Origin of the sequence: Pseudaminobacter soli (ex Li et al. 2025) (assembly GCF_003012705.1) — a bacterium.
Classification (GTDB): domain Bacteria; phylum Pseudomonadota; class Alphaproteobacteria; order Rhizobiales; family Rhizobiaceae; genus Pseudaminobacter; species Pseudaminobacter soli.
Genome location: NZ_PXYL01000002.1, coordinates 225,471 through 251,688, shown reverse-complemented (window position 1 = coordinate 251,688; position 26,218 = coordinate 225,471). Strand labels below are relative to the sequence as shown.

The following is a 26,218-nucleotide window of genomic DNA, read 5'->3' as shown; positions in this document are numbered from 1 at the left end:
CGTGGGCGATGAGCACGCGACGCCCCCTTCTTGTCGAGGCGCTGACGGCCGCCGCGCTGGTTGCCGTGCCCTTCGTCCTTCCACATCTCGGCTTTTCGCCGACGACCATAAATCGCATCCTCATATGGGGCCTGTTCGGATTGGGCTTCGATATCCTGTTTGGCTATACGGGGCTGCTGTCTTTCGGACAGTCAGCTTTCTATGGCACGGGCGGCATGTTCGCCGCTTATCTACTGACCGAGGCGGGCTTTTCCTATGTCATGACTGCGATTGTCGTCGGCGCGCTGGTCGCGGGCGTCGTCGGCTATCTGGTCGGGCTGATCGCCCTGCGGCGCACGGGCATCTACTTTGCCATGATCACGGTGGCGATCGCGGAAGTCTTCTTCTTCGTCGAGTTCAATCCGTTGTCCGACTACACCGGAGGGGAGAATGGCCTGCCCGGCGTGCCGACGCCAAGCTTTAATCTTGGCTTCACGATGCTCAACTTCAGCACCGATTGGTCCATGTATGCCTTTCTGGCGTTCTGGTATCTCGTCGGGCTGGTGATCGCGCTGCGCATCGTGCGGTCGCCGGTAGGAGCGATCCTGAGTGCGATCCGCGATAACCCGCTGCGCGCCGCGGCCCTCGGCCACAACATCCACGGCTACAAGCTCACCGCTTTCGTCGTCGCTGCGATCTATGCCGGCTTCGCCGGCGGGCTGCTTGGCGTCATGCAGGGTTTCATGCCGCCGGACGCCTTCATGTTCGACACGTCCGGCCAGCTCATCATGCAAACCGCGATCGGCGGCGCCGGGACGTTGTTCGGCCCGCTGGTGGGCGCGGCCGTGTGGCTCTATCTCAGCGATTTCTTCCAGAACACACTGCATCTCGGCGCGACCTGGAAGCTGGTGCTCGGCACAGTGTTCGTACTGCTCGTCTGTTTCCTCAGGCGCGGCATCGTCGGCTCGGCCGTCGATCTTTACAGACTGACGACCCATCGAGGAAAGCCCGCGAAGCCGATCGAGGCGAGCAGCGTGGCGCCGACGGCCATATCGATCGCGGGAGCTTCTGCTGCCGCGGCGCCGATGCCCGCGCGCAAGCGGCCGACCGACCACGTGTCGGGGGCCATCCTGCAGGCCAAGGGCCTTACCAAACACTATGGCGGCGTGGTGGCCAACAGCGATATCGATTTCACCGTCGATCACGGCGAGATGCGCGGCATCATCGGGCCGAACGGCGCCGGCAAAACCACCTTCTTCAAGATGCTGACCTGCGAGGTTCCACCAACGTCGGGCAAGATCGTGTTCGAGGGGCAAGACATCACGGGGATGCGCGTCACCGATGTCTGTCAGCTCGGGCTGACCAAGAGCTACCAGATCAACCAGCTTTTCGAGCGGCTGACCGTCCGGCAGAACCTGACGATTGCGGCGCTGGGCGAGATCCGCGGCAGGTTCAGGCTCGACCTGTTCCGCAACATCCGCAACATTCCAGACCTCGCCGAACAGGTCGAGCACACGCTGGCGCTGGTCAATCTGACGGGGCGGCCCGACACGCCGGTATCGGAACTCGCCTATGGCGAGAAGCGCCGGCTCGAAATCGGGCTTGCCCTGGCGACTTCGCCAACCTTGCTGCTGCTCGATGAGCCGCTCGCCGGCATGAGCCCGCCCGAGCGCATCGAAACGGTGGCGCTGCTCAAGTCGATTGCGCGCGGCCGCACGGTGATCATCATCGACCACGACATGGATTCACTATTCGAGCTGGTCGAGAAAATCACCGTGCTGCAGGAAGGCCGCGTGCTGGTCGAAGGCACGCCTGACGAGATCAGGAACAATCCCAGGGTACAGGAAGCCTATCTCGGCGGCGTGCATGGAGTGATGGCATGAGCCTGCTCGAAGTCCATGGCCTCAACAGCTACTACGGCGACAGCCACATCCTGTTCGACGTCTCGTTGCGTGTCGAGAAACACGAGGTGGTGGCGCTTCTGGGTCGCAACGGCGCCGGCAAGAGCACGACCCTCAAGAGCCTGATGGGCGTCGTCACACCGAGCAGCGGCAGCATCAGGTTCGACGGCGTGGAGATAGCGGGCAGGAGAGCCCACAGCATCGCCCGCGCCGGCATGCAACTCGTGCACGAGGACCGCCGCATCTTCGGCAGCCTGAATGTTGAGGAGAACATCATCCTCGCCGGGCTGACCGCCGACAATAAATGGCCGCTGGAACGCATCTACGACATGTTTCCGCGGCTGAAGCAGCGGCGCACCAGCCGCGGCACCGATCTTTCCGGCGGCGAACAGCAAATGCTGGCGATCGCGCGGGCGCTGGTGCGTGATCCGAAGATCATCCTGCTCGACGAGCCGTTCGAGGGGCTGGCACCGGTCATCGTACACGATCTGGTTCGCGCATGCCGCGAACTGGCGCAGGCTGGCCAGACCATCGTCCTTGTCGAACAGAATTTGGCAGCGACACTCGCGCTAGCCGAGCGCGTCTACATCATCAACAATGGCCATATCGCGCATGAAGGCCCGGCAGCAGAGATCAGGGAGCAACCGGGCCTCTTGCAGCGCTATCTCGGCGTGTAGCCCGATCCGGCGCCCTGTAAAGGCATGGCCTTCACGAAATCGATGAAGGCGCGCAGCGGCGCCGGCACCAACCGGCGTCCGGGGTAGTAGAGAAACGGGCCGGAAAAGCTTTGCCACCAGGGCTTCAGCACGGGAACCAGGGCGCCGCTTTCGAAGTGCGGCCGCAGCCAGTCCTCGAAGAACGACACGATGCCCGCGCCGTCGATTGCCGCCATGACGCCGAGATCCGAGCCGCCGCCGGCCTGCACGACGAGGGATGCCGGCGGGTCGACCCGCACCACCTCGCCATCGCGTTCGAACTCCCAGGGCGCGAGCGACCGGCCGGCGAAGCGGGTGCGGATGCAGGCATGCGCAAGCAGATCCCGCGGATGCTCCGGGCGGCCCCGTGCAGCGAGATAGGAGGCGGATGCAGCGCTGGCGAAACGTTGAACGCGCGGACCGATAGGCACGGCGATCATGTCCTGCTCCAGCCGTTCGTCATAGCGGATCCCCGCATCGCAACCGGCAGCGATGATATCGACGAAACTCTCGTCGGTGACGATTTCAAGCTGGATGTCGGGATAGGCGGCCAGGAACCGCGGCACGATCTGCGGCAATACCAGCCGCGACGCGCTGACCGGAACGTTGAGCTTCAATGTTCCCGCCGGGCGGCCGCTCAGGCTCCTGGCATACTCGAGTGCCGCATTGATTTCGCTGAAGGCCGGGCCCACGCGCTCCATGAGGCCGCGCCCCGCCTCAGTCGGAACGACGCTGCGCGTGGTACGGTTCAGAAGTCGAACGCCGAGCCGCGTTTCGAGACGCCGGACGGCATCGCTGAGGGCCGACGAACTGCTGTCGGTCGTGCGCGCCGCCTCACGAAAACCGCCAGCTCGCGCAACCGCCAGGAAGGCGCTGATATCCCCCATCTCCGGCTCGCCTTGCTTCATGCCGCCGCTCCTTCATCCATTGTCCGAAACTGCGGACAGCCTGTACGGATTATACGCCGTTATCGGCCGGCACACTCGGGCTTATCTGCATGTCATCCAGAAATTGGAGGCAGACCATGTCCAATCTTGAAAAATCCGGCACGTTCCAGCTCGGCAGCTTCACGGTCAAACGGCTCGGCTACGGCGCCATGCAGCTTGCAGGCAAGGGCGTCTTCGGCCCGCCGAAGGATCGCGCTGAGGCGATCTCCGTACTGCGCGAGGCCGTGGAGAGCGGCGTCAATCACATCGACACCAGCGACTATTACGGGCCGCATGTCACCAATCGGATCATCAAGGAAGCGCTGCACCCCTATAAGGACGGTCTCGTGATCGTCACCAAGGTCGGCGCGACGCGCGGCGCGGATGCCTCCTGGAACCTGGCCTTCTCCAAGGAGGCGCTGACGCAGGCGGTGCACGACAACCTGAGGAACCTCGGCCTCGACGCCATCGATGTCGTCAACTTGCGCGCCATGTTCGACGAGCATGGACCAGCGGAGGGTTCGCTCGAGGAGCAGCTGACGGTTCTTGCCGACCTCAAGCGCCAGGGTCTTATCAAGCATATCGGCCTCTCGAATGTGACCGCCCGGCAGGTCGCCGACGGCCGCAAGATCACGGAGATCGTCTGCGTCCAGAACCAGTACAACCTGGCCCATCGCGACGACGACGCGCTGATCGACCAGCTGGCGCGGGAAGGTACCGCCTATGTGCCCTTCTTCCCGCTTGGCGGCTTCTCGCCGCTGCAATCGACGACACTATCGAACGTCGCCAGGCGCCTTGAGGCAACGCCGCTTCAAGTGGCCCTTGCCTGGCTCCTCAAGCGCGCGCCGAATGTCATGTTGATCCCCGGCACCTCCTCCCGTGTCCATCTGCGGGAAAATCTGGCAGCCGTCGATATCGAACTGCCGGCGGACGCGATGAGCGAACTCGACGGCATCGCAGCCGCCAAGGCCGGCTGAGGCAGAATCCGTGAGAGCGCGGTCGTAAGGCTGCCGCGCTCTTTTCCCAAAACGGCTTTGCCTGCGTCCTTCCGCACCATGGCCCTCCTTAGGACTGCCTGTAAGATGCGCTCATTGACCCAGCCACTGACAGGAGTTTGCCAAGTGACTGAGCCTGAGAAGGACAACCGCACGGACGCGCAGAAGAGGGCCGAAATCCGCTCCTCTATCATCACCTGGGCCGTCTTTATCGGCGGCCTGGCATTGGCCTTCGCCACAGTGGATTTCTTTCTGATCGCGGAATAGGCGAGAGATTTGACAATCAACGCGGTTTGGCCGACACACCGGCCATGAATACCCTTCCCTTTGCCCTCCTCATCATTTGCAAAGGCAGCCTTCTCATAGGCTGATTGCCTGGTGCCGCTACCTGCGATGGCAAGAGCGGTGCCAGGATCGCGAGACTACCCCCATAGGAGATCAATGCGTGTCCTTGGACCGAGCGCTGCGCTTGCGCGCGCCCGCGTCTGGGACACCACATCATTTGGATTGTTCCGAGATGACTTTTCGATACAGCTTCACGTTTCCCATCGCCGGCCCAAACAAGTTGCCTCGCTTCAAGCATTGGGCGGTCGAACATGCGCCGGGCATAGAGGTCAGCTTGCCGCCGCAGGTTCCGGTCAAAAGTGAGGCGATGACCATCCGTCTGAAGTCGGTCGAGGATCGGCAAAAGCTCATGACATTGCTGGCCGACGTCAAACTGTAGGCCCTCCAGGTCGGCAGCGGTCAAATTCCGCTGCCGACATCTTCCGCGTCCGGCGCGCGCGACAAACGAGGGCACTCGCATTGAGCACGATCGCCCCCGGCTGGCCTTCTCTGCGGGAAGCGTCGAGCGGATGTCCGGCTAATAAGCGTTCAAGGCAATCCCCCATATTCGGTAGGCGGTGCAACAGAGAGCTAGATCGCTCCATCAGCGCCGCTCGCGGTAACGTCGACCCTTCAACATCAGCTCATATTCTCGACGAAGGGAGACCTCCATGAACGCAAAGCGTTTCACTGAGCCTGTCGCGATTTTTGTCGGCCTTGGATTCCCCCGAGAGATCGAAACTGTTCTGGATGCCTATGAGGTGCTCAATGAATGGAGCGGGAGCCGTGGGCCATGGCACAATATGGCGCTCACCAGGTGCCGCGCTGCGTTGATCAAGGACGAAGATGTAGAAGCCGCGCGCATCGCGTTTGTGGCCTTTGCGCGTGCGAGGGGGATTCTGGCGGCAGATGCCCTCACTGCCTCCGTTGAACGCGCCGCCCGGGAGTGGTTGGAAAACTGAGCCTCATGCAACCGCCCTCCCCCGCATAGCGTTGACGCGCTGTGGAGGCATTGCGATGGATCGCGGCGAGTTCTTCCCTGTTGCGGTGACGCTCAGCGACGGATCCTTCATCTGCGTCAGCGATGTCATCCAAGCGGGTGATTTTCTGCTGCAAGTCAGTGGGCTGCCGCGATGGTTGCCGCACTGGATTGTTTGGGACGGCGGAGCAGCAGCACAACCGGCGATATTGCGAGGATCAGGACGCCCATCAGCCAGAAGCAATCACTGTAGGTCATCACCAGCGCATCCTTTTCGATGAGGCTCGACAGTTGCGATATCGCCCGGAGCTTGGCGGTCGCAGCGTCAATGCCCTGGGTCACTCCGCTAGCCGCGATACGAGCCTGGCCTGCCGGCGAATTCGCAGTCAGCGTCTCCCGGATGCTGTCGGAGTGGACGGCGCTCCGCTGGTCTATGAGGATCCCGCTCATGGCAAGTCCAATCGACCCGCCGAGGTTCCGGGCCATGCTGAATATACCAGCTCCGTCCGCGGCATTCTCGCGCCCGATGGCCGCCATCGATACTTGGTTGAGAGGCATGGCGGCGAGCATCTGTCCGACGCCACGGAGAAGCTGCGAGATCGTAAAGTCGCCTCCGGCGCTGTCAGGACCGAGGCCGACGTCAACGAAGCAACTCAGCGCGAAGAAGGCGAGCCCGAGCGCGACCATGAGGCGCGCGTCGAAGCTGCCGACGATGCGGGGAAGTATCGGAACCAGCAGGAGCACAGGCAGGGCCGACAATGCCATGATGCCGCCCGCCTGTCGGGGGTTGTAGCCTGCGATGCCGCTCAGGAACTGAGGCACGACGAAGGTCGCGCCGTAGGTGGCCGCCCCGACGACGAGCGCAATCAGGGTACAACTTGCGAAGGTGCTGTTCTTGAGAAGGGAAAGCTTGATGACGGGATCGGCGCTCGTCTTCTGGGTTATGAACAGAACGATGAAGCCGAGCAGTGACGCGAGGCACAGATATACGATCATGGAGGACTCGAACCATTTCTCGCGCTGCCCCTCTTCGGAGACCACCGTCAGGCAACTGAACGCGACCGCCATCCCGACGATCCCCCACCAGTCGGCCTTGGCGAGCAGTCCCAGGTTCGGGCTTTGACGTGGAAGTCCCAGAAGCAGGAGAGCTGCGAGGCCGATGCCGACCGGAAGGTTGAGGAAAAAGCACCAGCGCCAGCTTACCTCCTCGGCGAGATAGCCACCGACCACCGGGCCGAGGACCGGGCCGAGCAGGACGATGATGCCGAATATGCTCATTCCGACGGGCATCTGGCGGGCCGGCAGGCGCGTTCGGATGATCACTTGCGCCGTCGGGATCAGCGCGCCACCGAAGAAGCCCTGGCCCGCACGACCGACGATCATTTCAACGAGGCCGTTGGAAAGTCCGCACACCATTGAGAAGAAAACGAAGGCTGCGGTCGTGATCAGCAGCAACGTACGCAGGCCGAACAGCCGGGTCAGCCAGGCGGTTAGCGGAATCATGATGACCTCCGCCACGAGGTATCCGGTGCCGATCCATGTTCCTTCGGTTCCGCTCGCGCCGATCGCCCCCTGGATCTGCGGGAGCGCCGTGTTCGTGATGGAAGTGTCGAGCGTCGCCATGAGCGCGCCCAGCGCGCCCGCGACGACCGCCACCCAGTCGGCAGCGCTCGCCGATCCCTGTTCGGACGGACCGGCTGCCACGGAACCCATTTTGCCGGTCATTTCGTCTCCGCCATCTCGTCACGAGCCGATGCCTTGGTATTCACCGCGACCTCGATCGAGAGACCGGGCACCAATGGCGGAATCTCCTTCTGATCGGCGTCCAGCTTGATGCGGACAGGAACGCGCTGGACGATCTTGGTGAAGTTTCCGGTAGCGTTCTCCGGCGGCAGGAGCGCGAACTGGGCGCCCGTTCCCGGAGCGAAGCTGTCGACGACTCCCTTCATGTCGAACTGCGGAAAGGCGTCGATATGGATGGTGGCCGGCTGCCCCTCCCGCATGCCGGCGATCTGCGTCTCCTTGAAATTCGCCACAAGATAAATCTTGTCCGTTGGCACGAGCGTGAGCAGCAGCGTGCCCGGCTGCACGTACTGGCCGAGCTGAACCGTGCGGTCGCCGACCCGACCTTCGATGGGGCTTCGAAGCACGGTATCCTCGAGATCGAGCTCGGCGCGCCTGAGGCTTTCTTCGGCGGTGGCGAGTTGAGCGTGCGCCTGCTCGATCTGCGCCTTGAGCGAGGACACCTGCTGGCGGGCCGCATCCAGCGCAGCACTCTTCAATCGGATGACGGACTTGGCCTGATCGAGCGCGATTCTTGTCTGGTCGACCTTCTGCTGGCTTTCGACGCCGCGAGCCGCCAAGGGCGCGGTCCGGTCGAACTCCCTCTTGGCGAGTTCTGCATTGTGCTCTGCATTGTCCAGGTCGGCGGCCGCCTGAGCGATCAGCGCGTCCTGCTGCTTGGTGTCGGCCTCGCTCTTCGCGAGGTCGGCCTTTCGGGCGTTCACCGTGCCTTGCGCCTCGCGGACCGAAAGCTCGTATCGCCTCGGGTCGATCTTCACGAGGGGCTGACCCGCCACGACCTTCTGATTGTCGCTTACGTAGACTTCGGCGATCTGTCCGGCGACGACTGGCGCCATGGAGACCTTGTCGGCCCGGAGATAGGCGTTGTCAGTGCTTTGGACGAAGCGTCCCGTCCGATACCAGTCAAACCCATAGGCGCCGCCACCGATCACCGCCAGACATGCCATCGCACCTAGGACGTAGCGGGCGGTACGACGCTTGCGAACTGGCTTGAGCTCCATCGAGCCTGCGACGGGCGCGGAGACTGGACTGTCCATTTGCGTTTCACTCGATTTGATTTGGGAGTTAAAAATTATTCCAATTGGAAGAAGTATGCCGTTTGGCAGAATTATGACAACTGGAATATTTTCTGAATGATGGTACCATCGGGCGAATTGGAGAAATCGATGACGAGCATGCGACGACACCAGGCGCAGAACGGCTATCCCCGCGGCGAGGAGACGAAGGCCAAGATCATCCGGACGTCGATCGCGCTTTTCGGAGAGGAAGGGTTCGCAGGCGTCTCCACACGGGAGATCGCGAACGCAGCGGGAGTGCCCCCGCCATCGATCCAGTACTACTTCGGAAACAAGGAGGGGCTGTACGACGCCTGCCTTGAAGACATCCAGGCTTCGGCGTCAGCGGCGGTGTCCCCGGCCCTCGAGAAGGTGGAGGAACTGCTTGCCGCCGATGCTACGGCCGACCGCCTGATCGACGGCTACTGCAACGTGCTTGAAAGCCTTGCCGACTTCCTGCTGGGAGCGCCGGACGCTGCCAGCAGGGCGCTGTTCGTCGCCCAGCTCCGGGCCGCGTCGTCGCCGCCGCGGAAGTCGGAGGCAAAGAGGGCCGTGGGACGACGGATTCAGGAAGGCTGCGCCGCGGTCGTCTCGCATATTTCCGGCCATAACCTCACAGACGAGGAAGCCAGAATGGTCTGCACCATGGTCAACGGACAGTTGTTCATCATCCATGTTGCTCGAGGACACGTCGGGGAACTGATCGGATGGGACGAGATCACGCCTGCACGGATCGAGTCCCTCAAGACGGTTCTCAGGAAGCAGACGACGGTCATCCTGAACTCCCACCGACCCAAGTAAGCTCGAAGGCCGAGGACTGGCTGTGGATACTTCGGCACGCGACGGAAACGTGACATCGCCGCCCCCAGCCGCCGGAATCTACGTCTGAGTTCGAGGTCGATGAATCTTCTAGCGATTCAACAATCTCTGACGTTCCTTCTCAGTCAGGAGCCGCCCGGCCCACCAGATTTCCCCTGCAGCGCAAGCATCCGGGATTGGCTCCGTGACGTTCGTCGGTGTCTCGGGCCGGACGCCGGTCGCAGGTGGGACACGGTTCTCCTGACCGCCGCCCATGGCTATCTCGTCTCCGACATAGGCGGTGTTGCCACTGTAGCCGTCCGTAATCTTGATGCGTCCATCATTGGTGCGTTCGATGCGGCTGTCGTGATGCCAGATCACAAAAGGCCCATCCTCCCCACCAATGCGCAGGCATCCATTCCGGTCGATCTCCAGTCTGCCCTGGACCAAAGCCTGAAGCTCAAGGTCGCTGCGCACGCTGTTTCGTACAAAAACAGGTAAAGCTCCCGATATCGGCTCAGTGGCCGTGGCCGTTGAAGGCGCAGTCCCCTCAGTGCAGGCGGATAGCGCCAATGCGGCTGCAATCATAAATCTCATGTTCTTCATAGCTTTGCTTAATTTTGACCGCAGCGACAATCAAGACCCCGTCGAAAGGGTTCGCCTACGCGCCCAAATCCGTAAGGGGGTTCTTGCCCGTGACCTCGGAAACTCGGCCAATGCCTTCCAGGATAACCGTACGCATCGCGTTTCTGGCTGCGACCGGATCCTTGTTCTTTATGGCCTCGGCTATTGCCCTGTGCCGCTCTACATTGAGCTTGTGCTTTTCCGTATTGGGGATCGGCGAACTGACTGTGAAAGTCGCGCCGAGCGCGACTTCGATAAGCGCACTGATCGCGCGCATGAAGGGGTTTTGCGAGGCCTCGGCCACGCTGATGTGGAAACGGAGATCGTATTCGACGAACTCTGTACCTGTGATGGTCATGTCGCCCATGCGTCCGACCCAGCGGAACAGTTCCGCAACATGTGCATCCGTCCGGCGAAGCGCCGCGAGCGCGGCGGCCTCCGGTTCGAGCGCCAACCGCATTTCCTGGAGGCTGAACAGGAACCCGGCATCGATCGCTCCGGCCTCGGCGTGCCATTGGAGGATGTCCGGATCGAAGAGGTTCCATCCTCCTCTGGCCAGAACCCTGGTGCCGATCTTTGCCTTCGGCTGGATCATGCCCTTGGCCGCGAGTGTCTTCAGCGCCTCTCGAAGCACGGTGCGCGACACACCGAAATGCTCCTGAAGCTCTGCATCACGCGGGAGCAGGGAATTTTCCGGATAGACACCGCTGACGATGCTGCGGCCGAGTTCGGTTATCACGTGACCGTGGAACCCTTTCGGCTGCTGCTTGCGGCTCAATCCAGGTTGAGGGCTTTTCATGTAGGTGTATTCCTCAGCAACCGCTTGCGGTCAGACAGGACCACCAATAGCCGCTGAAGGGCGATGAAGGCAAAGAGTAGCAGGCCCACGACGATCTTCGTCCACCAGCTCGACAAGGTGCCGTCGAAGACGATGTAGGTCTGGATAAGACCCTGGATAATCACGCCCATGAATGTGCCCGCCACAAGTCCGACGCCGCCTGTCAACAGCGTGCCGCCGATGACGACCGCAGCGATCGTGTCGAGTTCGACCCCTACGGCCGAGAGCGAATAGCCTGCGGAGGTGTAGAGCGAAAATACGACGCCCGCGAGGCCGGACAGGAAACCCGACAGGGCATAGATGCCGATGGTGGTACGCGCCACCGGCACGCCCATGAGTTCTGCCGAGGTCTTGTTGCCTCCCAGCGCGTAGACGTAGGAGCCGAAGCGGGTGAAGTGCGCAAGGGCGATGCCAAAGGCAAACACCAGCACCATTAGCCCGCCGATGAGCGTGAAACGTCCTCCTCCCGGCAGCCGAAGATAGAGGCCCTGAAGTGTCGTGTAGAACTCATGCCTGATGGGGATCGAGTCCGTCGTAATCACAAAGGCCATGCCCCGCGCCAGGAACATGCCGGCCAGCGTCACGATGAAGGCCGGGACGTCGAGATAGTGAATGACAACGCCCATCGCCGCGCCGAAGGCGGTGGAGATGGCAAGTGCGATCGCAAAGGCCGCCAGCGGATGGATGCCGTACCACGAGATAAGCACGGCGATCAGGACGGTGGTGAAGCCGATGACCGCGCCGACCGACAGGTCTATACCGCCCGAGAGGATGACGAAGGTCATGCCGACTGCCACGATGCCGAGGAAGGCGTTGTCGGTCAGCAGGTTTCCGGCCACGCGGGTCGACAGCATGTTGGGGAACTGGAACACGCAGACCCCGTAGGCCAGCACAAAGATCGCCAGCGTGGCATAAAATGGCAGGAGTCGGGATGACATCCTATGCCTCCTTCGACTTCGCCGCCGGAATCCGGCGCGGCAACCAGGCGACTCCGCCGAGCGAGGCAGATTGCGCGAGCAGGATCAATATGATCACGCAAGCCTTGACTACGAGATTGTATTCCGGCGGAAAGCCGGAGATCAGGATACCGGTGTTCATGGCCTGTATGATGATCGCGCCAAGAACCGACATCAGGATGGAGAAGCGCCCTCCCAGAAGCGATGTGCCGCCGATGACCACGGCGAGGATCGCGTCGAGTTCCAGCCACAGTCCGGCATTGTTGGCGTCCGCGCCGCGAATGTCGGCGGCTGCGATGATGCCGGCGAGTGCCGCGCAAAACCCGCTGAATGCGTAGACGATGATGATCAAAAGCCGGCTGTTGATGCCGGCATAGGTCGATGCGCTGCGGTTCACGCCGATGGATTCGATGAGCATGCCAAGCGCCGTTCTCCTGACGACGAGCACGGCAAGGAGCGCGAGCGCTGCGGCAAGCACCACCGGCATCGGCAGATCCAGGAATGCGCCGGTTCCGACGAAGATCAAGCCTGGATCGTTGAAGGTGACGATGACGCCCTCGGTGATAAGCTGCGCTATGCCGCGCCCCGCCACCATGAGGATCAGCGTCGCGACGATCGGTTGCAGTTCCAGTACGGCCACCAAAAGACCGTTGAGCAGGCCGCAAGCGACACCGACAGCGAGCGCCGAAAGCAGCACGATGGGAGGCGGATGCCCTGCCACGGTCATGGTTGCCGCCACCGCGCCGGCCATCGCCATCACGGCGCCGACTGACAAATCGACACCCTTCGATGCGATGACCGCAGTCATGCCGATGGCCAGGATCGCAACCGGCGCGCCGCGGTTGAGCACGTCGATCAGGCTGCCGAACAGTCGGCCGTCCTGGATGCGTAGATCGAAGAAGCCGGGAAAGGCCAGCCAGTTGAAGAACAGGATCACGCCCAAGCTGACGAGTTGCGGCGCCGCCTTGCGAAGGCCGGGCATGAACTTCCTCATTTGGCCCCTCCCGGATCGGCGGCTATCGCCTGCATGATGCTGCCGGTGGAAATCTCCGCACCCGTCAACTCTCCGACATGCGCCCGGTCACGCAGGGTGCGGACCCGCGTCGAATAGGCAACGATTTCCTCCAGCTCCGAGGAAATGACAAGCAGCGCCAGCCCCTCGTCGCAAAGCTTGTTGATGAGTTCGATGATCTCGGCATGGGCGCCAACATCGATGCCGCGCGTCGGCTCGTCGAGGATCAGGAAGCGCGGTGAAGTGGCCAGCCAGCGCGCCAAGATGACCTTTTGCTGGTTGCCACCCGACAGAAGCTTTACCGGCTTCTCGATATCGGTGGTGCGAATGTCGAGCGCCTTGACGAAGCGGTTCGCAAGCTCGGTCTGGTCACTCGTCGACATGCGCCTTAGCCAACCTCGGCGCGCCTGAAGGGCCAGCGCGATGTTCTCGCGCACCGACAGATCGCCAATGATGCCATCGGCTTTGCGGTCTTCTGGGCAGAGCCCGAAACCCAGCCGCACGGCGTCGCGAGGCGAAGCGATCTTCACCGGCTTGCCGTCGATGCCGATCGTGCCGCAGTCGGCAAGGTCGATGCCGAACATCAGCCGCGCTGTCTCCGTGCGGCCCGATCCGAGAAGGCCGGCAACGCCGACAACCTCGCCAGCGTGAATGGTCATGTCAAAGGGCGCGATCGAACGGTCGCGGCCGAAATCGTGGAAAGCGATCCGCCGCGAGGAATGCGGCGGCGCATCACGACGCCCATGCTCGGTCGCGGCGGCCAAAGTGCGCCCCAGCATCATCGACACCAGTTCGACGCGCGGCAGTGACGCCGTCTCGCGCGTGCCGACGAGCCGCCCATTGCGCAGCACCGTGATGCGGTCACTGATCGCGTAGACCTGATCTAGGAAATGGGTGATGAAGACGATGCCCAGCCCCCGGTCACGCAGCTTTCGCAGCACGCCGAACAGAAGCTCCACCTCGTGCCGGTCCAGGCTGGCTGTCGGCTCATCGAGGATCAGCACCGAGCCGGACATGTCGACGGCCCTGGCGATGGCGACCAGTTGCTGGACTGCCACGGAAAAGCTGGAGAGCTGCGCGCCGACATCGATGTCGATGTCGTAGTCGGCCAGCAAAGCGCGCGCCATCTTGTGCATCGCGCGGGTGTCGACCAGTCCGAACCGTTTGGGCTGCCTTCCGATATAGAGGTTTTCCGCGACGGTCAGGTTCGGCAGCAGGTTGACCTCCTGATAGACCGTGCCGATGCCGAGCTGCTGGGCATGGAGCGTGTCACGCACGGTAATCGGGTCGCCATTCAGCTCGAACGTGCCGCTGTCCGCCCTCAGCACCCCAGTCAGAACCTTGATGAGCGTCGACTTGCCGGCGCCATTCTCGCCAAGCAGCGCATGGATTTCGCCTGCGCGAACGGAGAAGTCGACGCTGTCCAGCGCCTTGAACCCCACGAAGGACTTGCGGATGTCCCTGGCCGTGAGCAGATCGGGATTGCTCAATGTTTATCCTCCGCTCGCCGGCGCAATTTCAGCCCGGCCCAGCCGGGATGCGTTTCGATCGGTCTGACGGCCGGTTGCTGGTGCAGCCGGCCGTCTGGGGAGGATATTAGTAACCGAGGCCCTTCTTTTCCTCATAGACCTTCATCGGGTCGTCGGCCTGGGTATAGAGCTTGGACTCGGTGATGATCTGCTTGGGCGGCAGGGTGCCGTCGGCCTTGAACTTTTCGAGAGCGTCGAAAGCGGGACCGGCCATGTTCGGGGTCAGTTCGACCGTGGCGTTGGCTTCGCCGTCGGCCATCGCCTTGAAGATGTCCGGCACGGCGTCGATCGACACGACCTTGATGTCGGTGCCCGGCTTCAGGCCCGCTTCCTTGATCGCCTGGATGGCACCGACTGCCATGTCGTCATTGTGGGCGTAGAGCGCGCAGATGTTCTTTCCGCCGTTCTCTGCCTTGAGGAAGCCCTCCATGACTTCCTTGCCTTTGGCGCGAGTGAAGTCACCGGTCTGGCTACGGATGATCTTGACCGTCGGAGTACCGGCAATCGCCTCCTCAAAACCCTTCTTTCGGTTGATAGCCGGCGAAGAGCCGGTTGTACCCTGGAGTTCGACGACGTTGCATTCCTTTCCGGCGGCTTCTTTCACCAGCCACTCGCCGGCCACTTTGCCTTCGAGCACCTGGTCGGAGGCGACCATGGTCATATAGAGGTCGGGAGAGCCATCGATGCCGCGGTCGAGCAGCATGACGGGAATGTCGGCATCCTTGGCTTCCTGCAGCACGGCTTCCCAGCCGGTGGCCACCACCGGTGCCACCAGGATGGCGTCGACACCCTGCGCGATGAAGCCACGGATCGCCTTGATCTGGTTCTCCTGCTTCTGCTGGGCATCGGCGAATTTGAGATCGACGCCGCGCTTCTCCGCCTGCTGTTTGGTGACGCTGGTCTCGGCCGCACGCCAGCCGGATTCCGAGCCGATCTGCGAAAAGCCTACCGTCAGGCTCGCGGCGCTGACCGAACCCGCGAGGGCCGCTGCGATTGTTGAACCAAGAACAATGGACTTCAGAACATTGATCATAAGCAACCTCCCAGAAACAATGACCGACCGAGGTTCCTCCACGACGGCCGTAAAGTCGTATACTAATATAGTATGACTTTTTCAAGGGATGTGCGTGTCATTGGCAGAAGCATCCGCATGGCCAAGCCAATCACCGCTTGTGGTGGCGTCCCGTAACCTAAAGGGACTGGCCGGCGGCACGCTCCCTCGCTTCGTGGGACGGCGAATTAAGTCGCGAGCCCAGACGCTCTAGGAAGCGGCGATAAGCGGGTTGCTGGACCAGGAGGCGGCCCCCGAGATCGCTCAGAAAAGCTGCGTCCTGCGGCTTGAGAGCGAGCGTGTTGTGCAGGGCGAGGATGCGCCGCGCCGTGGCCGGCTCCTGGACATCCGCGAGGGCGACCCGCACGATCGACACGTCGAGGTCGCGACAAGAGGCCCGGTCCCCCGCCTTTTGGCAACGCCATCTCACCACTTCCTGCCGCCAGGACGGCAGGCGGCGACGCAGTTCGTCGAAGCTTTGGAGGTTGGGAACGTTCATCAAGGCATCCGTGGCCGCCACGATCGCTTCCTTGCCAGAGGGGCTGTCGGGCGTCTCGGAAAGGCTTCCGCCAAGACGGGTGGAGGCGTCCACGACGACGAAGAGCAGATGCCGGACCCTGCTCGCCGTCTCCGCCGGCAACGGCTCGGGCGCTCCCCGGTTCACGAGATGCAGAAGCGTCGACGTGCCGATGCCATCGACGAGCCCGCCATCATAGAGCTTGAGAAAATTGAGGTCGTCGGCACTGCGATAGCGGTCGAGAGACTCCCGGTATTGCTGCTCCACCAGCGTCGCCGGGTGGTTTTCCGACCGGACGGCTGCTACTTTGGCGACCTCAACATCCGGCGGACATTTCGACCGGTAGTTGCGCAGCGTGATTGGTGCGAAAGCGACCGGCACCGCGGCAGACGCGGCGACGGCATAGGCCAGCGGGTAGTCGTTGAAATTGCTGCAGATGGCGGCAAAGGAAGCGCGATCGAAGATGAAGGGCGCACGATTGTAGAGGTCGGTGGCGTGGATCACCAGTTTGGGACGTCCGGGCCGATCCAGCATTCCCAACGTGGCGCCATGGTAGAGATTGGCGTCCAGCCAACGAGGCAGCCCGTTGCGATCATTGACGCCGCCGCGATAGCCACGCAGCAAGTTTGCGGGGCTAAGGCTGGTGCGCAGCGAAGCCTCGGCATTGCGCGCGAGGAAGTCGCGCCGAAAGCCGGGCAATCCCGCCGGGCCGTACAGGGCGAAGTAGGAAGCCAGCATCGCGCCCCCAGACACGCCTGCCGCCACGGCGACATCATCCGCCAGGCTGCGGCCGGCGACAGTCGATGGCTCACGAGCGAGGCTGGCGAGAACGCCATAGCCGAAAGCGGCAGAACGGGCGCCGCCGCCGGAGAGGGCGAGCACGATCGCCACATCGCCTCCCCGCGCCGGACTGGTTGTCGGGATGGCTCCCGTAACAAGCTCGAGCGGCGCGTTGGTCGGGCGCGTGTCGGGCGCGGCGCATGCGGCAAGGAAGCAGGCCAGCGCCAGAAGCGCTCCGAAGCGTGGTCGGCGCTTTAGACGTCGTGGTGTTACCAGCAAAAGCAATCGGCGAGGGTTGGGTCGTCGTGAAAGAAAGGCAATCATCATCGGTGTCGGGAACGTTGCAACTGCCCTCCCGGCGCTGGATTGGCAGAGAGCGACACGGACTTTCCGGTCCTTCAATTGCAGCAGCCTTGCATGATCGACGGCGCAAAAGATTTTTTTGCGAGCGCCTGCTACGTGCCGGGCCGGTCCGTCTCCCCCTGCGCAGCGGTTCCTCAACGCCACGCGTTCAAACCGAACATGTGCCGGTCTGAACCGCTGCGCCATCGCCGTCCATCTGCATCGCCTCAGAGAACAGCGGCCGTCTGTTCTGACACGGAAAGCGCTGCTCGGCAGGTATACCGCGCGGTCCAACAGCGGCTTCAGGAATTCAATGATCCGCAGGGCCTTGCCGCGCAGCACGCCGTTCGTGTCAGGCTTCAAGCGCTGCAGCTCACTTATCCCACGCTAGGTCGCCTCACGTGGATGGTATAGCTTTCAGGCGTTCGGTCACGTCCGCAACAGAGAGAGGATCGCTTCGGCGGCCATCTCCGTTCCGGGTCTCGACGCCATGTCGGCTGCATTTTCTGCCAGGCGGGCACGCATCGCATCGTCGGCTAGTAGGCCGAGAATGGTCCGCTCCAGAACCTCCTCGGTCCAGCCGTCTCGGCTTAGGTGGCGGCCGACGCCGGTTTCCTCGGCGCGTTGCGCGTTGTCGTGCCCATCCCAGCAATAGGGCATGATCAGCGAGGGCACGCCGAAGCGCAGCGCCTCGCAGAAACTGTTGTTTCCGCCGTGATGAATGAACAGGTCGGACTTCCCCACCACCGAAGGCTGCGGAAACCAGGCATCGAGATGGACGTTGTCGGGGACCGCGCGATAGGCGTCGCGCAAGCCCCCCACATTGACGAGGAACCGCGCCGGCAGCCGGTCAAAGACGGTCAGCATGCGTTCGATCAGGCCGACATCCATGGCGCCGAGGCTGCCGAAGCTGAGATACACCAGCGGCCCGCCATTACGCGGAAAGACAGGCACCTCGAACGGCCCTTCGGAACGGACGCATCCTTCGAGATAGATGAAACGCGCAGGGTCGAGCGGGGCGGCGCGTTCGCGACGTACGATCGACGGCGTCAGCAGTAAGTTGAGATCGGGCGAGACCTCGAGAAACGATCCCTTCGGCAAGGGTGGCAGGCCGGCATCGGCGCGAAGCCGATTGAACCGCTCATGCGCCGGGGCAACGGCCGCGAGATAATGCGCCTCGAAGGCGGCGCGGCCGGCGTCGTCGGCGGCAAGCCCGGACAAGTAGGGCGGCACGCGGGCATCAGGGAGCTCGGTTTCGGCACAGGAGACGACACGCACCCAGGGGTACCCGGAGGCGGCGATCGCCGGAAACATTATGACATTGTCGAGCACCACGGCATCGGGCTTCAGCTGCGCCAGCAATTGCCTGAGCGGAGCCTCGGCACTGACCGCTGTGTCCACGATCGCCTCCCAGGTCGGCGCGACATAGGTTTCGAGCTGGTCGGCTGGACTGAGCCGGAAATGCGGCAGATGGCGGCGCACGAAGGCTTGCCAGTAGCTCTGGCGTTCGCTGGCACTCAGAGGGTCCTTGGTCGGTAGCTGGTATTCCTGGAATCCATAGTCGGCGAACACGCCGGAGAAGCCGGCATGGCAAATGAACACCGGCCGCGCGCCCCGGGCACGCAACGCCTGCGCGATGCCGACGCAATTGAGCGCCGCGCCAAAGCTCGCTTCGGGAAAGAGCACGATGGTCGGGTTTGCCTTATGCATGGTCCTGGTCAACCCGGCCGGACGATCATGCCGAACAACGCCGGCGCCCCACGGCTGGCCGCCTGCGGCCGCTGGTTGCGGGACAACCGTAGATGGACGCGCAGCAGGTCGGCTGCCACTTCGTACTGCAAGCTTTCCAGATGGTCGAGTATGGCTAGGTGCTCGCGCAGCGATTGCTTCAGCCTGTAGACATTGACGCCCACATAGATGCCGGGCAACCGGCGCAGTCGCAAGTGGTCGGAGAGAGCGTCGGCGATGAAACGGTTGGCCGATCCATCGGCGATCATGCCGTGGAAATCGATGTCGAGCCGCTGGAACTCCCTGATATCGAATGCCGCGTCCGGCAGCGCCGCCAACGCCTCCATTCCTTGTCGCAACGCTGTCGCGCGCGCACCATCGAGCCGGAACCCGGGCGTCAGGATCGCGGCGGGTTCCAGTAGCAGGCGAAACTCAGAGCTCTCACCCTGCGCCTCCGGATTGTCCGGTGCGCGCCGAAACAGCCAGGATTGCCCTGGCGCGCGATCGAGAAGATTTTCTTCGGTCAGTCTTTGAAGCGCTTTTAGTACCGTCTTGCGTTCAGCACCATAGCGTCGCATGAGCCCGCTGACGGTGACGGTCTGATCCAGCCTTCGGGCTGACCGGTCGCGCAGGATCGCTTCGACCAGCTCATCCTCGGCGCTTGCGGGGAGCTCGGCGGCAATGGCCGCCGGTGCGGTGGCGTCGATGGCCAGACTATATCCGGCTGCAGCTTCCCAATGCACGACGCCTTGTTCCGCAAGCAGGCGTAGCGCCGCGCGCACCGGCGTGCGCGAGACATTACAGAGCGACGCGATCTGCTGCTCCGGCAAGTGGGCACCGCGCTCGAAACCGCACTGCCGCGCCACGTCCAGGATGCGCTGCGCGAGATCAAGATGGTTGGTGCGAGGTCGCCGGGCTGCCGCTTGCATGGAACTTCTCGTGACGGACATGACCGTGATGGTTTGACCGATCGTCCCTACGGGCGCAACCGGACAGATTCCACGGCCACCTGTCAAATTATGGATTGACGTTCTTTTTTCCGCAATAGTACTGTCTACCAGACCGGCAAAAAGACCGGAGGGAACAGGACCGAGACCGCAGCCTGGCGCGAGCGCCGGTCCGACAGTGATATCGACGATCAATCGGAATGGGAGTCCGTCATGACCGCCACCGACCCGCGGTACCGTTCGTCCAAAACGTCATCAATCGCGCTCGGCATCGCGCTGGCGCTTTCGACGCCGGCCGCTGCCGCCGACCTCGTCGTCTCCAATTGGGACGGCTACATGGCGCCCGACGCCATGGAGGCATTCAAGACCGCAACCGGCGTTTCCGGCGAAGTCGTGGTGCATGCCACCAACGAGGAGATCATGGGCAAGCTCGTCGCCTCCGGCGGCAAGGGCTACGACGTGATCTTCGTCTCATCGCCCTTCGCCGAGGTGCTGAACAAGCTCGGCCTGACTGAGCCGATGGACCATGCGAAGATCCCCAATCTCGCCAACCTCTATCCTGAGGCGACGAAGCTTCCCCACGATGTCGGCAACAGCTTCTCCGTCCCCTACACTTGGGGCACAACCGGCCTATGCTACCGTTCGGATCTGGTGAAGGAGGCCCCGACCAGCTGGAACGATTTGCTCGTGCCGTCCGACGACCTCATGGGTAAGACGACAATGCTGGCGACAGACCGCTGGCTACTTGCCGCCGGCCAGCTCGACAAAGGGTTTTCGGTCAACGAAACCGATCCCGCCAAGCTCGCTGAGGTCAAGGACCTCCTGATCTCGGCCAAGAAGAACCTGCTCGCCTATGACGATACCACCTTCTACTCCAAGCTGGTTTCCGGAGAGGCGCTGATGGTGCAGGCCTGGGATGGCTGGTGCAACTACGGCATCGCCGAGAAGCCCGAGATAAAATACGTCATCCCCAAGGAAGGTTCAGACCTCTGGGTCGACACGATGGTGGTGATGAAGGCGTCGCAGAACAAGGACGCAGCCTTCAAATTCATCAACTTCATGCTCGACGCCAAGAACCACGCCTGGGCGGCACAGAACATCGACTACAAGGTGCCGAACAAGCCGGCGATGGAAAGTCTGCCGGCCGATTTCCTCGCCAAGTTTCCCAACATGGCCATGCCGGTCGCCGATCTCGTCAAATTCGAGCAACTGCGCGACGTCGGCAATGCCCAGCGCGACTACGCAAAAATCGTCAGCGAGATCAAGGCCGCCCAGTAGGCGCAATCACGGCAAGAGATCGGCGTTCATCAGCCAGCTACTGAACGGTACCGCAACGTGCCCCAAACTAGATTTCGCTCCTCATTGCTGATGGCGCCGGCGCTGGCATGGCTCACCGCCCTAATGGTGGTGCCTTGCGCGCTGGTGTTGACACTCGCCTTCTTCCGGCGCGGCATCTATGGCGGCATCGAGTACACCGTCACGCTGGAGAATTTCGGGCTGGTGTTCGACCCGCTCTATGCGCGGATCTTTCTCAAATCGGCGTACATCGCCGGCACCGCAACGGGCATCGCCGTTATCATCGGCTATGCCGCCGCCTATGCTATCGCCGCTGCGCCTCGTCGGCTGCAGCCGGTCTTCCTGTTCTTCGCCGTGCTGCCGTTCTGGTCGAACTACCTGATCCGCACCTATGCGTGGATTGTACTGCTCAACCGGGAAGGCCTAATCACGCAGCTCCTGCGATGGGTGGGCTACACCGGCGAGCCGCCGTCGATGCTCTATACCGAGGGTGCCGTCATCGCCGGCCTCGTCTACAACTACCTGCCCTTCGTTATCCTCGCCTGTTACGCGCCGCTGTCTCGCCTGAACCCTGAGCTGGGTGAGGCATCGCGCGATCTCGGCGCATCGTCAGTAACCACCTTCCGGCGCATCATCCTACCGCTGACCGTGCCGGGCATCGCCGCCGGCGCGGTCTTCGTCTTCGTGCTGTCGATCGGCAATTTCGTCACGCCCGCTCTGCTCGGCGGCGGCCGTTTCCAGATGATCGGCAACCTTGTCTATGACCAGTTCCTGACTGTTAACGACTGGCCCTTCGGCGCTGCATTGGCGATCGCTCTGATCGCTGTCATGCTGCTGGTTCTGATGGCGCAGTCGCAATTCGCCGACCGCGCCGCCGGCCGGACGATCGAGGCGCGTGGAGGCGCCGATGGCTGAGCGCTCCCCCGGCACGCGGCGCGCGCTCTGGCTCGTGCTTACCCTGGTCTTCGCCTTCCTTTACATCCCGATTGCAGTGCTTGTGGCACTGTCCTTTAACAATGCCGGGCTGCCGACGGCCTGGTCCGGCTTTTCGCTGAAATGGTACGCCTCGCTCGCAGGTAATTCCGCGATCCTGTCGGCGGGCCTCAACACGCTAATCGTGGGGCTGATCTCCACCACGATCGCGACGTTGCTCGGCACACTGCTCGCGATCGGCGTCGAGATGCGCCGGCAATTCGGCAAGGGGCTGGAGGCGCTGATCTTCGCACCGATGATCATTCCCGACATCGTTCTGGCCATCGCCCTGCTCAGCTTCTTCTCGATGCTCAACGTTACCATGGGCCTGCAGACCATCATCGTCGCCCACGTCGTCTTCAATCTCGCCTTCGTCTGCTCGGTGGTGCGCGCGCGGCTGAAGAATTTCGACTGGTCGATCGTCGAGGCCTCCGCCGATCTCGGCGCGTCCGCGATCACCACGTTCCGGCGGGTGACACTGCCGGTCATTCTCCCCGCCGTGGTAGCCGGCGCGCTGCTTGCCTTCACGCTTTCGGTCGACGAGTTCATCATCGCCTTCTTCACCGCCGGCGCGGGGAAGGCCTCGACCACGCTGCCGATCCAGATCTATTCGATGATCCGTTTCGGCATCACACCTGAGATCAACGCGCTGGCGACCATCGTCATGGCGGTCAGCGTCGTAGCGCTGACCCTGTCGCAGCGACTCAATCGCGAGGTCATCGGTCAATGAACGAACCGCGCACCTTGCTGTCGATCGATCGCGTGTCGAAGAGCTTCGGCCGCGTTAAGGCGGTCGAGGACATCTCGCTCGATATCCGTGAGAACGAATTCTTCGCGCTGCTCGGTCCCTCCGGCTGCGGCAAGACCACGCTGCTGCGCATGCTCGCCGGCTTCGAGCCCCCGAGCGATGGCCGCATCCTGCTCGACGGGCGTGACATCACCAGGACACCGCCCAACAAGCGGCCAGTCAATTTGATGTTCCAGTCCTACGCGCTGTTTCCGCATATGAGCGTCAGGGCCAATGTGTCCTACGGCCTTGAGATGGAACGCTTGCCGGCAAAGGAAATCCGTTCCCGTGTCGACGCGATCCTGACGACGACCGAGCTCGTGTCCTTCGCCGACCGCAAGCCGGAACAACTGTCCGGCGGCCAGAGGCAGCGCGTGGCGCTGGCCCGCGCGCTGGTGAAGCGGCCGCGCCTGCTGCTGCTCGACGAGCCGCTCGGCGCGCTCGACAAGAAATTGCGAGGCGCCATGCAGCTCGAGTTGAAGCGCCTGCAGAACGAAGTCGGCATCACCTTCGTGATCGTTACCCACGACCAGGAGGAATCGCTGGTCATGGCCGACCGCATTGCGGTGTTGAAGGATGGCCGCCTGCTGCAATGCGATGCGCCACGAGCGGTCTACGAGCATCCTTGCGACCGCTTCGTTGCCGACTTCATCGGCGTAACGAATTTTCTGCAGGGAAAGGCCACCGCCGATGGCGTGCTGACCTCCAACGGCGTGAAGATTGCCGGCAAGGTTCCGAACATGCTTTCGCCCGGAGTTGCTACCGTTGCCGCTGTAAGGCCCGAGCGTATCCGGCTCTTTCCCTCGCCCGAAACCGCCAACCGTGTCGCTGGCACTGTCGAGGCGTTGGCCTACCAGGGGCTCGACCTGCAGCTCCACGTCCGCACGCCGCTGTCCGACAAGCCCTTCCTGGTGCGTGTCACCGCAGATGCCGTTGATCGCCAGCCGGTCTCGGCCGGCGATCAGGTCGAGCTTGGCTGGGACGCGGCCGATGTCAGAATTTACGCAGATTGATGGAGGAAACAGTCATGGCGCGGAAGACGATCGCGTTCTTTCCTGAAGCGGCTTTTGGCCCGGCGCTCAATTCGGTTGGTATCGCCCAAGCGGTCGAGGCGCGCGGGCACAAGGCGGTATTCCTGTCGGATCCTGGCTTCGTCGACGTCTACAAAGGCTATGGCTTCGAGGCCCATCCGGTAAACCTTTCCGAGCCGATGCCGCCCGAGCAAATGGCAAAGTTCTGGGAGGACTTCATCAATGGTCACATCCCGAACTTCCGAAAGTCGCCCTACGACCAGGTCGACAACTATGTGAAGGATTGCTGGACGGCGATCGTCGACAGCGCCAAATGGGCGCAGAATGATCTGCCCCGCGTTCTCGCTGATATCAAGCCCGATGTGATCTGCGTCGACAACGTCATCCTGTTTCCGGCGATCAAGCAGTATGGCAAGCCATGGGTGCGCGTCATCTCATGCTCGGAGAACGAAATCGAGGACGAGGACATCCCGCCTCACCTCTCCGGCTGCGCCGAGGATGACTATGCCGGGCACAAGCGCTACCGCGATCATTTCAACGCGGTGATCAAGCCGATCCACGACGACTTCAACGCCTTCCTCGCCACCAACAACGAAGCGTCCTATCCAGTCGGTCAGTTCTTCGAAGCCTCGCCTTATCTCAACCTGCTGCTCTACCCAGAGGCGGCGAAGTTCAAGCGTCGCCATCCGCTCGACCCTGCGAGATTCCAATATCTCGAAGGCTGCGTCCGACAAGAGCAGCCCTATACCGTACCGGCCTTCACGAAGAACAATGACGGGCCGCTGCTCTACGTCTCTTTCGGCAGCCTGGGCGCCGGCGATGTCGATCTTCTGAAGCGCATCATCGCGATGCTCGGCAAGACGCGCTACCGGGCGCTGGTCAATGTCGGTGGCTACGAGGACCAGTACGCGGATGTACCGGGCAACGTCATCATCGAAAGCTGGTTTCCGCAGCCGTCTGTCATCCCGCAGGTTGACGCGGTGATCCACCACGGCGGCAACAACTCCTTCACCGAGTGCCTCTTTTTCGGCAAGCCGGCGATCATCATGCCCTATGTCTGGGACGGCCACGACAATGCCAGTCGAGTCGAAGAGACCGGCCACGGCTTCGGAATGCCGCGCTATGACTGGAGCGATGCCGAACTGATCGCGAAAATCGAGACCTGCCTAACCAATCCGGCCATCAAGGCGAAGCTCACGCAAACGTCGGCGCGGATGCGCTCGCAAAACGGCCCGGAAAAGGCGGCTGACCTGTTGGAGAAGCTGCTATGACTTCCTCCGCGCCACATCTTCACCAAGCCTCCACCCGCACCGATCTCGTCGACTGGGGCGCTCAGCCCGACGCGCTGGAGGGGGCGTCGCACTCCACCGGCCGGCTTGTGCACAAGGGGCCGAACAACCAACCCGAATCCGGCATTTGGGTCTGCACGCCCGGCCGCTGGCGGCTGGCGATCCCCCGGGACGAGCTGTGTCACTTCGTTGCGGGTCGTGCCACCTACAAATCGGACACTGGCGAAGTGATCGAGGTGGCAGCCGGAAGCGTGGTCATGTTCCCGGCCGGCTGGACAGGCGAATGCACCGTGCACGAGACCATGCGCAACGTCTACATGCTGGCATGACCGGGGAGTTTCGCAACATGCCGACAGCACATTGGCCGAAGGCCTCGACCGTGACACTTGACGACTGGGGTGCCGGTGCCAACGCGATATCAGGTTCGCCCCGCGCCTCGGGCAGGATCCTCTTCAAGCATGAGGACGGGTCGAGCGAATGCGGGCTCTGGTCCTGCACGCCGGGCACTCGCAGCGTCGCCTTCCAGGCCGATGAATTCTGCCATTTTCTCTCGGGCCGGGGAACTTATGTCCATGAGAATGGCGAACGGATTCCGATCGAAGCCGGCACGCTGGTGTTCTTTCCCGCCGGCTGGACCGGCACCTCCGAAATCACCGAGACGCTGACCAAGGTCTTCATGTGTCGGTGAGCTGCATAAGACATTTCCAAGGAACAGACCAATGACCACACCCGTTATGCAATCCCCGCTCGCCATCACCGACCTTGTGGACTGGGGCGTCATCCCCACCATGATCGAGGGCGAATCCCGCACATCCGGCAAGCTGCTGCACAAAGGCCCGGAAGGCCGTTCCGAATGCGGGCTGTGGGTCTGCACGCCCGGCAAGTGGCATTGCCATGTCACCCACGACGAGTTCTGTCACTTCCTCGAAGGGCGCTGTACCTATGTGCATGAATCCGGCGAGGTGATCGAAATCGAGCCAGACACGGCTGCGTTCTTTCCGCAAGACTGGAAGGGCGTGTGCACTGTCCATGAGACGATCAAGAAGGTCTACATGATCCGCTGA

The 26,218-nt window shown here is 62.4% G+C and carries 26 protein-coding genes and 1 pseudogene; 15 read left to right on the top strand and 12 right to left on the bottom strand.

What is annotated here, in order from left to right:
* Positions 1 to 8: 8 nt before the first annotated feature.
* Positions 9 to 1,862, top strand: coding sequence for an ABC transporter permease subunit (locus tag C7I85_RS04790; protein WP_106722799.1), 1,854 nt, complete (start codon positions 9 to 11; stop codon positions 1,860 to 1,862).
* The gene (locus tag C7I85_RS04785) at positions 1,859 to 2,557 is read left to right on the top strand and encodes an ABC transporter ATP-binding protein (protein WP_106722798.1); all 699 of its coding nucleotides are present in this window, start codon (positions 1,859 to 1,861) and stop codon (positions 2,555 to 2,557) included. Before C7I85_RS04790 ends, C7I85_RS04785 begins: the two co-directional genes overlap by 4 nt.
* Here the strand turns inward: C7I85_RS04785 and C7I85_RS04780 are convergent.
* Entirely contained in the window at positions 2,542 to 3,483 is a 942-nt protein-coding gene (locus C7I85_RS04780; RefSeq protein ID WP_106722797.1) for a LysR substrate-binding domain-containing protein, read from the bottom strand. The genes C7I85_RS04785 and C7I85_RS04780 overlap by 16 nt on opposite strands.
* 116 nt (positions 3,484 to 3,599) lie before the next feature.
* Here C7I85_RS04780 and C7I85_RS04775 point away from each other — a divergent pair, with 116 nt between their 5' ends.
* The 4 genes from C7I85_RS04775 (at position 3,600) to C7I85_RS04765 (ending at position 5,782) form a co-directional block, all read left to right on the top strand.
* Entirely contained in the window at positions 3,600 to 4,478 is an 879-nt protein-coding gene (locus tag C7I85_RS04775; RefSeq protein ID WP_106722796.1) for an aldo/keto reductase family oxidoreductase, read from the top strand.
* Between the two features lie 144 nt (positions 4,479 to 4,622).
* Positions 4,623 to 4,763, top strand: coding sequence for a hypothetical protein (locus C7I85_RS30890; protein WP_181257086.1), 141 nt, complete (start codon positions 4,623 to 4,625; stop codon positions 4,761 to 4,763).
* A 178-nt stretch (positions 4,764 to 4,941) separates the two neighbouring features.
* On the top strand, positions 4,942 to 5,220 hold the full coding sequence (locus C7I85_RS04770) for a hypothetical protein (protein ID WP_245444809.1): 279 nt from the start codon (positions 4,942 to 4,944) through the stop codon (positions 5,218 to 5,220).
* A 271-nt stretch (positions 5,221 to 5,491) separates the two neighbouring features.
* Positions 5,492 to 5,782, top strand: coding sequence for a DUF982 domain-containing protein (locus C7I85_RS04765; RefSeq protein WP_106722794.1), 291 nt, complete (start codon positions 5,492 to 5,494; stop codon positions 5,780 to 5,782).
* A gap of 155 nt (positions 5,783 to 5,937) precedes the next feature.
* On the opposite strand, the gene C7I85_RS04760 is transcribed toward C7I85_RS04765, so the two are convergent.
* Together C7I85_RS04760 and C7I85_RS04755 are read right to left on the bottom strand one after the other, a co-directional pair.
* The gene (locus tag C7I85_RS04760) at positions 5,938 to 7,524 is read right to left on the bottom strand and encodes a DHA2 family efflux MFS transporter permease subunit (RefSeq protein ID WP_106722793.1); all 1,587 of its coding nucleotides are present in this window, start codon (positions 7,522 to 7,524) and stop codon (positions 5,938 to 5,940) included.
* On the bottom strand, positions 7,521 to 8,639 hold the full coding sequence (locus C7I85_RS04755; RefSeq protein WP_106722792.1) for an HlyD family secretion protein: 1,119 nt from the start codon (positions 8,637 to 8,639) through the stop codon (positions 7,521 to 7,523). The genes C7I85_RS04760 and C7I85_RS04755 overlap by 4 nt, the downstream gene beginning before the upstream one ends.
* Positions 8,640 to 8,768: 129 nt before the next feature.
* On the opposite strand from C7I85_RS04755, the gene C7I85_RS04750 reads away from it, so the two are divergent.
* Positions 8,769 to 9,458 (top strand): TetR/AcrR family transcriptional regulator, encoded by a 690-nt coding sequence (locus tag C7I85_RS04750; protein WP_106722791.1) that lies wholly within the window; start codon positions 8,769 to 8,771, stop codon positions 9,456 to 9,458.
* Between the two features lie 108 nt (positions 9,459 to 9,566).
* Here the strand turns inward: C7I85_RS04750 and C7I85_RS04745 are convergent, their stop codons facing one another.
* From C7I85_RS04745 to C7I85_RS04705, 9 genes are all read right to left on the bottom strand, one after another.
* Positions 9,567 to 9,932, bottom strand: coding sequence for a hypothetical protein (locus C7I85_RS04745; protein ID WP_146148837.1), 366 nt, complete (start codon positions 9,930 to 9,932; stop codon positions 9,567 to 9,569).
* Positions 9,933 to 10,116: 184 nt separating this feature from the next.
* Positions 10,117 to 10,878, bottom strand: a complete 762-nt coding sequence (locus tag C7I85_RS04740; RefSeq protein ID WP_106722789.1) for a FadR/GntR family transcriptional regulator — start codon at positions 10,876 to 10,878, stop codon at positions 10,117 to 10,119.
* Positions 10,875 to 11,855 carry a galactofuranose ABC transporter, permease protein YjfF gene (gene yjfF / locus C7I85_RS04735; protein WP_106722788.1) on the bottom strand — a complete coding sequence of 327 codons (981 nt, stop codon included), beginning with the start codon at positions 11,853 to 11,855 and terminating at the stop codon, positions 10,875 to 10,877. Before yjfF ends, C7I85_RS04740 begins: the two co-directional genes overlap by 4 nt.
* A 1-nt stretch (position 11,856) precedes the next feature.
* On the bottom strand, positions 11,857 to 12,867 hold the full coding sequence (locus C7I85_RS04730; protein ID WP_428832820.1) for an ABC transporter permease: 1,011 nt from the start codon (positions 12,865 to 12,867) through the stop codon (positions 11,857 to 11,859).
* A complete protein-coding gene (gene ytfR, locus C7I85_RS04725; RefSeq protein WP_106722787.1) occupies positions 12,864 to 14,375 on the bottom strand; it encodes a galactofuranose ABC transporter, ATP-binding protein YtfR in 1,512 nt (503 codons plus the stop codon). Before ytfR ends, C7I85_RS04730 begins: the two co-directional genes overlap by 4 nt.
* A gap of 106 nt (positions 14,376 to 14,481) precedes the next feature.
* Positions 14,482 to 15,447: a galactofuranose ABC transporter, galactofuranose-binding protein YtfQ gene (gene ytfQ, locus C7I85_RS04720; protein WP_181257085.1), complete on the bottom strand. Its 966-nt coding sequence runs from the start codon at positions 15,445 to 15,447 to the stop codon at positions 14,482 to 14,484.
* A gap of 157 nt (positions 15,448 to 15,604) precedes the next feature.
* The gene (locus tag C7I85_RS04715) at positions 15,605 to 17,446 is read right to left on the bottom strand and encodes a patatin-like phospholipase family protein (RefSeq protein WP_146148836.1); all 1,842 of its coding nucleotides are present in this window, start codon (positions 17,444 to 17,446) and stop codon (positions 15,605 to 15,607) included.
* 87 nt (positions 17,447 to 17,533) lie between these two features.
* The gene (locus C7I85_RS04710; protein WP_428832819.1) at positions 17,534 to 18,814 is read right to left on the bottom strand and encodes a nucleotide disphospho-sugar-binding domain-containing protein; all 1,281 of its coding nucleotides are present in this window, start codon (positions 18,812 to 18,814) and stop codon (positions 17,534 to 17,536) included.
* 8 nt (positions 18,815 to 18,822) lie between these two features.
* On the bottom strand, positions 18,823 to 19,761 hold the full coding sequence (locus tag C7I85_RS04705) for a GntR family transcriptional regulator (RefSeq protein ID WP_106722784.1): 939 nt from the start codon (positions 19,759 to 19,761) through the stop codon (positions 18,823 to 18,825).
* Between the two features lie 231 nt (positions 19,762 to 19,992).
* On the opposite strand from C7I85_RS04705, the gene C7I85_RS04700 reads away from it, so the two are divergent.
* The 8 genes and pseudogenes from C7I85_RS04700 (at position 19,993) to C7I85_RS04665 (ending at position 26,218) form a co-directional block, all read left to right on the top strand.
* Positions 19,993 to 21,057, top strand: a complete 1,065-nt coding sequence (locus C7I85_RS04700; RefSeq protein ID WP_106722783.1) for a polyamine ABC transporter substrate-binding protein — start codon at positions 19,993 to 19,995, stop codon at positions 21,055 to 21,057.
* Between the two features lie 90 nt (positions 21,058 to 21,147).
* On the top strand, positions 21,148 to 21,990 hold the full coding sequence (locus C7I85_RS04695; RefSeq protein ID WP_106722782.1) for an ABC transporter permease: 843 nt from the start codon (positions 21,148 to 21,150) through the stop codon (positions 21,988 to 21,990).
* A complete protein-coding gene (locus tag C7I85_RS04690) occupies positions 21,983 to 22,777 on the top strand; it encodes an ABC transporter permease (protein ID WP_106722781.1) in 795 nt (264 codons plus the stop codon). Before C7I85_RS04695 ends, C7I85_RS04690 begins: the two co-directional genes overlap by 8 nt.
* Positions 22,774 to 23,847, top strand: a complete 1,074-nt coding sequence (locus C7I85_RS04685) for an ABC transporter ATP-binding protein (RefSeq protein WP_106722780.1) — start codon at positions 22,774 to 22,776, stop codon at positions 23,845 to 23,847. Before C7I85_RS04690 ends, C7I85_RS04685 begins: the two co-directional genes overlap by 4 nt.
* Before the next feature lie 14 nt (positions 23,848 to 23,861).
* Positions 23,862 to 25,136 carry a glycosyltransferase gene (locus tag C7I85_RS04680; RefSeq protein ID WP_106722779.1) on the top strand — a complete coding sequence of 425 codons (1,275 nt, stop codon included), beginning with the start codon at positions 23,862 to 23,864 and terminating at the stop codon, positions 25,134 to 25,136.
* Entirely contained in the window at positions 25,133 to 25,483 is a 351-nt protein-coding gene (locus C7I85_RS04675; protein ID WP_106722778.1) for a cupin domain-containing protein, read from the top strand. The genes C7I85_RS04680 and C7I85_RS04675 overlap by 4 nt, the downstream gene beginning before the upstream one ends.
* Positions 25,484 to 25,674: 191 nt before the next feature.
* Positions 25,675 to 25,842: pseudogene (locus C7I85_RS32235) on the top strand (cupin domain-containing protein); the annotation flags it as partial.
* A 31-nt stretch (positions 25,843 to 25,873) separates the two neighbouring features.
* Positions 25,874 to 26,218, top strand: coding sequence for a cupin domain-containing protein (locus tag C7I85_RS04665; protein WP_106722777.1), 345 nt, complete (start codon positions 25,874 to 25,876; stop codon positions 26,216 to 26,218).